The sequence below is a fragment of the Chryseobacterium sp. CG10_8 genome, assembly GCF_058117085.1.
The window spans coordinates 1-6,181 of sequence record NZ_JBYVEB010000136.1; the positions used below are offsets into that span (position 1 = coordinate 1).

Annotated in this window: 4 protein-coding genes; 1 reads left to right on the forward strand and 3 read right to left on the reverse strand. The window is 35.1% G+C overall.

Going from position 1 to position 6,181, the window contains the following annotated elements:
- Nucleotides 1-449: 449 nt before the first annotated feature.
- Nucleotides 450-1,721, forward strand: a complete 1,272-nt coding sequence (locus AC4AGG_RS14810) for an OprO/OprP family phosphate-selective porin (RefSeq protein WP_489772792.1) — start codon at nucleotides 450-452, stop codon at nucleotides 1,719-1,721.
- Between the two features lie 92 nt (nucleotides 1,722-1,813).
- On the opposite strand, the gene AC4AGG_RS14815 is transcribed toward AC4AGG_RS14810, so the two are convergent.
- From AC4AGG_RS14815 to AC4AGG_RS14825, 3 genes are all read right to left on the reverse strand, one after another.
- Nucleotides 1,814-3,373: an arylsulfatase gene (locus AC4AGG_RS14815; protein WP_489772793.1), complete on the reverse strand. Its 1,560-nt coding sequence runs from the start codon at nucleotides 3,371-3,373 to the stop codon at nucleotides 1,814-1,816.
- Between the two features lie 140 nt (nucleotides 3,374-3,513).
- Entirely contained in the window at nucleotides 3,514-4,086 is a 573-nt protein-coding gene (locus tag AC4AGG_RS14820) for a Crp/Fnr family transcriptional regulator (RefSeq protein WP_489772794.1), read from the reverse strand.
- A gap of 526 nt (nucleotides 4,087-4,612) precedes the next feature.
- Nucleotides 4,613-6,133 carry an arylsulfatase gene (locus AC4AGG_RS14825; RefSeq protein ID WP_489772795.1) on the reverse strand — a complete coding sequence of 507 codons (1,521 nt, stop codon included), beginning with the start codon at nucleotides 6,131-6,133 and terminating at the stop codon, nucleotides 4,613-4,615.
- Nucleotides 6,134-6,181: the final 48 nt, after the last annotated feature.

The window sequence follows — 6,181 nt, forward strand, 5'->3', positions numbered from 1 at the left end:
CGGTTTTAGTGAAATATTGAAAATAGTTGTCTTATTGCTTCATAGTTTACTGTTATAATATATTATGGTTATTTATGTTATAAGTGAATAGTTTTATTTGTTGAATAATATCATTTATATTGGTTAAATTGTTCTATAAAATTAAGTATTTATTCGCAAAGAATGCGTTATTTTCAATAAAATTATCAATTGGTAAGTTGATTTTGGTTTTTTTTTCTACACTTACTTGTGGAAAGGCGAGGTTTTTGACCGGAGGAGTATTGGCGCATTGGTGGACTCATTACTGTTGGAGACTTTTTTATTTGATGGCAAGTTTTTCTTTGGGGTTGGCTTTGTATATTAGAGCTTAATAATTTCTTATATCACCGATTATTTTGGGATTTTTTTCGCTTCATTTTTTTTTAATCGAAAAAGACTACCTATCTTTATAAAAACAAATGGTTCAATATATGATGAAAATGAATTCTAGGATTCTTATTGCGATAAGTTTCTTTGGCTTTTTTGCAAACACCAATGCTCAACACACCGATCTGGTTGATGATTCTCAAACACAAATTTTAGCTGACACTACCAAAAAGTACATAATTCCAGAACTTAGTGAGGAACACATGAAATGGACGAGAGTAAAGACCAAGTTTTTCACTACAAAAATTGGCTTTGCTCCGATTTTGGATTATAATCTTAATATGCAGAGTGAGTCTAGTAAGGCACAAGTTGGTGAGCAAGATAGTAGATTTGATATTCGCAGTGCTAGAATGATGTTCAGTGGGAAGTTAAATTTTAGAAATCCGTGGTCTTATCTTATTAGTATGGAGTATAAAGGTCTGGACAGAGATGATGACGTTGCGGCATTTGGTTTTACCGATTTGAAATTGGTAATTCCCTTCAACAAAAACAGTGATATTACATTAGGTAAGACAAAGGAAACTTTTGTTTATGAGATGGTAGGAGATGCGGCTAACTTGCCCCAGTTTGAACGTCTTCTTAATCCATTTTTTAAAAGCCGAAATTACGGTCTTACCTATCATCATTTCTTTTTGGATAATCGTATTACTGCTGCCGCCGGTATCTATAATGACTGGATTGGAAGCGGAGAAAATTTTTCCGATGCTAATACGACAGTAACGGCAAGGATCACTGGTTTGCCTAAGTGGGAAAATGATGGGAAGCAATTTATGCATATGGGAGTTAGTTTCCGATATGTCGATTCTCCTAGTGGGAATGTAAGACTTAAAAACAGAAACGAATCTAATATTTCGTCCAACTATGTAAATACTGGTAATATTGCAGCTGATCATCAAATTAATCTTGGAATTGAGCAGCTTTGGAGTTTGGAAAATTTTTCGGTTTTAATGGAGTATGTACATAACTGGACTAACACTCGAGATTTTGGAATCGAACAATTTAGTGGGTATTATGTTACTGGAAGTTATGTGATTAGTGGTGAGCAAAGACCCTATGATAAGCGTGCAGCATACGCTCGTAGAATCAAACCGACTGGTAAATATGGAGCATGGGAACTTTTTACTAGATTTGGTAAAAATGATTTGGAAACCAAACAGATTCATGGAGGAATTAATTATCGATATGATTTCGGACTCAATTGGTGGGCAACGCAGTATTGGAAAGTTGGTGTTGTTTACGGAATTGGAAATCTAGAAAAAGATGGTATCACTGGCGTTACCAATACATTACAGTGTAGACTTCAATGGATTTATTAAAAATCCGAATTGAAATTAAGTAATTTTTTGGTTAGATTAAACCTAAAAAAGACACTCTTCGGAGTGTCTTTTTTTTGAATAGCATTATTAGATTATTTGTTATTCATAAGTTGCATTTTATCCACAACTTCGTTTAAGTTTAATGAAGCAGCGCCTTGGCGAACAGGAAAATCTTTAAAGGAAGCGAAATGTGCTTTCATTTTTCCAATCATAGGTTGCATTACCCAAGATTTACGCATAGCCTGTTGGAAGCCAATTTCACCATCGTATTTTTCATAAGGATCTTTACGAAGATTGAATAACTGTATCATATTATGTTCTTCTAAATCGCAATAGTAACATTCTTTAGTAGCAATATGGATTTTCCAAGGACCAAAACGCATTGCGGTTAGACGAGATTCGTAATAATAGAAAACTTCATTTCTTGGAGATTCTTTTACTTTTCCTGTCCAATAATCTAGAGAATTATAACCATCTAAATGTACTTTATAATTCATACCTCCAACAGTTTTTCCTTTTGCTAATTGATCAACCAAATTGGATTCACCTGTTACAGCAGCATAAACAGTTGGCATAATATCCAAACCATCAGTTATTCCGTTTAGTTTAGATCCAGCAGGAATGTGTCCTGGCCAACTTACCAAGAATGGACTACGTACACCGCCTTCGTAAGTCGTCATTTTTTCACCACGGAATTGGGTAACACCTGCATGAGGCCAAGTTGATTGCTCTGGCCCGTTATCTGTGTTATACATGATGATTGTGTTGTCTAGTTCCCCTATTTCTTTCAAATAATCTAATAATTGACCTACTTGTAAATCGTGTTCCATTAAACCAGAACCGAATAAGTCCATATCCTCACTAATGTCAGCTGCAAGATAACGATGTTCATCTGATAAATGGATGTAAACGTGCTGGCGAGATGGAGCAACCCAAACAAAGAAAGGCTTACCAGCATCTTTGGCTTTTTTAATGAAAGCTTTACTACGATTAATAAATTCTTGGTCTATGGTTTTCATTCTTTCAGTTGTTAAAGGACCTAAATCTTTAACAGTCTGTTTTCCTATTCTACCGAATCTAGGATCCGTAGTTGGATCATCTTTGGTACTGGCATACGACTCGATGATTCCTCTTGGTCCATATGTGTTTTTGAAAGCTTCGGATTTCGGGTAATCTCTTTGTTCTGCCTCTTCAGAAACATTTAAGTGATAAAGATTTCCATAGAACTCGTCAAAACCATGAACGGTTGGTAAGTGTTCGTTACGGTCCCCCAAATGATTTTTACCAAATTGTCCCGTCATGTAACCTAGTGGCTTCAAAAGTTCAGCAATGGTCGGGTCTTCTTTCTGAATCCCCAGTGGATTTCCTGGTTGACCTACAGTTGTTAAACCAGTTCTAACAGGTAACTGTCCTAACATCATCGCAGCACGACCTGCCGTACATGAAGGTTGAGCGTAATAATCTGTAAACAAAGCTCCGCTATTGGCAATACGGTCAATGTTAGGCGTTGGATATTGCATACCATGCGAATAGCAACTCAAAGCGTTGGGAGCAACGTCATCTACGGTGATAAGCAAGATGTTTGGTTTCTTCTGGGCAAATACTATTGTGCTTACTAACAGGAGTAGCAGATAGATGTTTTTTTTTCTCATAATTATTGATTTTTATTAATAATCAAAATTATTTAAAGTGTTTTTATTGCTGATATTCAAATGGTAATAGTGACAAATGTTTGCCAAGACAGTGTTATCTATCCTGCAAAACGACATGAATTAAAACTGAAAATATCTGCTTACTTTTGTTTAAGTAACCTTAGGAGTCGGGAAAAAGAATTGGGCGTGATTCCTAAAAATTGAGCTAAATGTTTTTTCTGAACATTAGGTTGTAAGAGAGGACGCGTTGCAATAAGATGTAGGTATCGTCCTTCAGCATTTTCTATGGATATTAGCCTAATTCTTTCTAAGAAGGAGTTGAGAATAGATTTCAAAGTATCGTGATAAAATTCAAATATTTTTGGATTTTTTTTTGCAAGATCCATTAAATGATCATGATGAATTTTGAATGCGGAAACCTTGGTTACGGTTTCAAACACATAATTGCTGTTTTTGCGTTCCTTATTTAGCATTTTTTCTGGAGATACAAAGGGTTGACCATGATGAATGAAGAAAATATTATGCATGTCTCCCTCGTTGGTAAACACATATCCTCGTACAACACCATCTATAACATAATAGTAGTAAGGTTCGTATTTTCCGTATTCGACTATAATTGTATCCTTCTCATAATCAATTATACTGGAGTATTTTGATAATGTTTCTATGTCTTCATTCGACAGGTAGGTAAAATCTTTTTGAATACGATGCATTGATATATTTTGATACTAAAAAAATCTGTTAATTAGTGATATTACTACTTTTATCTAAAGCCAAATACTAAATTAATGATTTGGTTAATTTGCGATTTTTTGATGAAAAAGTTGAACAACAAATTTATTTTATATCCTTTATTATTTAATATTCAAAAGGTAATTAGCTGAAATCTTTTGTAGATTGAAATATAAAAGACACTCCAAAGAGTGCCTTTCTAGTTTTGGAAGAAAAGGGTTTTAATATTTTTTATCTTTTCCTCAATCTAACCTTATATGGTTTAAGGTTTTGTTTGCCTTAATTTGCTTTTGTAAATTTTACATTCTCAAGAGCTTTTTTCATGTAGTCTAAAATTTCTTTTTCACTGTTTTTTTTTGTTTTAAGTATTAATCCATATATGTTGTTAATCCATCATTTTTGTTTATTATTTTTAAAGTAAGAAAGGCAGGGGAATCCCGCTGCCTTTCTTGAAATTTATTCTTAATAATCTTTTCTACAATAGAAAAAATAGTAATTTAAAGCTTGCTAATTAGCTGGATTTGCTGATAGCTTTTCAAACGCATCAGATTGCTTAAACGAGTCACTTGGTTGAGATGGTGGATACTCTTTAAGTGATTGAATAAATGCTCCGATAACTTTAGCGGCTCCACTTGTCATGAATCCACGTTGCTCTTGCCATTCTCCATAACCTCTTGTTTTGTGCATTCTTTCGAATGGATCCAGTTTTAGATTGGTAACGATTGGGGTTGATAAGGCCAATTGTGGGCTTTGGAACCAAGCTTCTTGATCCACAAACTGGAATTTCCAATCTCCGTATCTTACTGCATGGAAGGTAGTTTCTGTAAAGTATAAGAAATCTTTACGTACAGATTTTCCGTTATTAAAGATAAGATCGCTTTGATCATAACCATCCAAATGATTTTTGTAAGTTTTTGATCCAACTTTTTTACCTTTTAATAGGTCGTTTTTTAAATTTTTGTCACCTGCACAAATGGATAGAAGCGTTGGCATCCAGTCTTCCATAGACATAAATTCGCCAGTTGAAACGTTTTCTGGAATATGATTTTTCCATTTGATAATGACAGGAACTCTAAATGCTCCTTCCCATCCACCAGCACCTTTTTCTCCATGGAAAGGTTGGTTACCTCCATCTGGCCAAGAGTTGGTTGCGGCTCCATTATCTGTTGCAAACATAACGAAGGTGTTATCGGCTACGCCTAGCTCTTCTAAGTAATTTACAAGATCTCCTACATTGTGATCCATTTCTGCCATACCATCTGCGTATTTACCGTAGCCTGTTTTATCTTTCCATTCTGCAGATTGGTGGGTTGGATAGTGCATTCTAATAAAGTTGTGCCATACAAAGAATGGCTTACCAGCGTCAACAGATTCTTTCATGAAACGTTTAGATTCTTTCACAACATCCTCATCTAAATGTCTTTGAACTTCTGTTCCCCAAGATCCTAAATCTTGTACGGTTTGTCCTCCTTTTCCATCAGCTTTTGAGTGAATAATTCCTCTGACAGAAAATCCCCATTTATCGGCTACATCTTTTTTAGGGTAATCGTATTGCTCCACATATTGTGCGGCATTCAAGTGATACAAAATACCATAGAACTCATCAAAGCCATGCATGGTTGGCAAGTACTCGTCGCGGTCACCAAAATGGTTTTTACCAAACTGACCTGTTGCATAACCATAAGGTTTTAATAATTCTGCAATAGTTGGGTCTGAAGCTTGAATGCCTTGTTTTGCGCCTGGTATTCCTACGGTTAGTAAACCTGTTCTATAAGGATGTTGGCCAAGCATAAATGCTGCTCTACCCGCAGTACAAGATGCTTGAGCGTAATGATCCATGAACATCATACCTTCTTTGGATAATTTATCGATATTAGGTGTGGTTCCTCCCATCATACCTCTATGATAAGCGCTAATGTTCCACATACCGACGTCATCTCCCCAGATGATAAGAATGTTAGGTTTCTTCTGTGCGAATACCATTGTGCTGACTAGAAGAAACAACATGTAAAAGTGTTTTTGTTTCATAATTTTTGATTTTTTTAAGGGTTACGGTTATTAAGTTTGTAATTTATT

What these genes read in the sequence shown, in the direction of transcription:
- AC4AGG_RS14810 (WP_489772792.1), top strand. Translation starts at nt 450, where the DNA reads ATGATGAAAATGAATTCTAGGATTCTTATTGCGATAAGTTTCTTTGGC.
- AC4AGG_RS14815 (WP_489772793.1), bottom strand. Translation starts at nt 3,373, where the DNA reads ATGAGAAAAAAAAACATCTATCTGCTACTCCTGTTAGTAAGCACAATA.
- AC4AGG_RS14820 (WP_489772794.1), bottom strand. Translation starts at nt 4,086, where the DNA reads ATGCATCGTATTCAAAAAGATTTTACCTACCTGTCGAATGAAGACATA.
- AC4AGG_RS14825 (WP_489772795.1), bottom strand. Translation starts at nt 6,133, where the DNA reads ATGAAACAAAAACACTTTTACATGTTGTTTCTTCTAGTCAGCACAATG.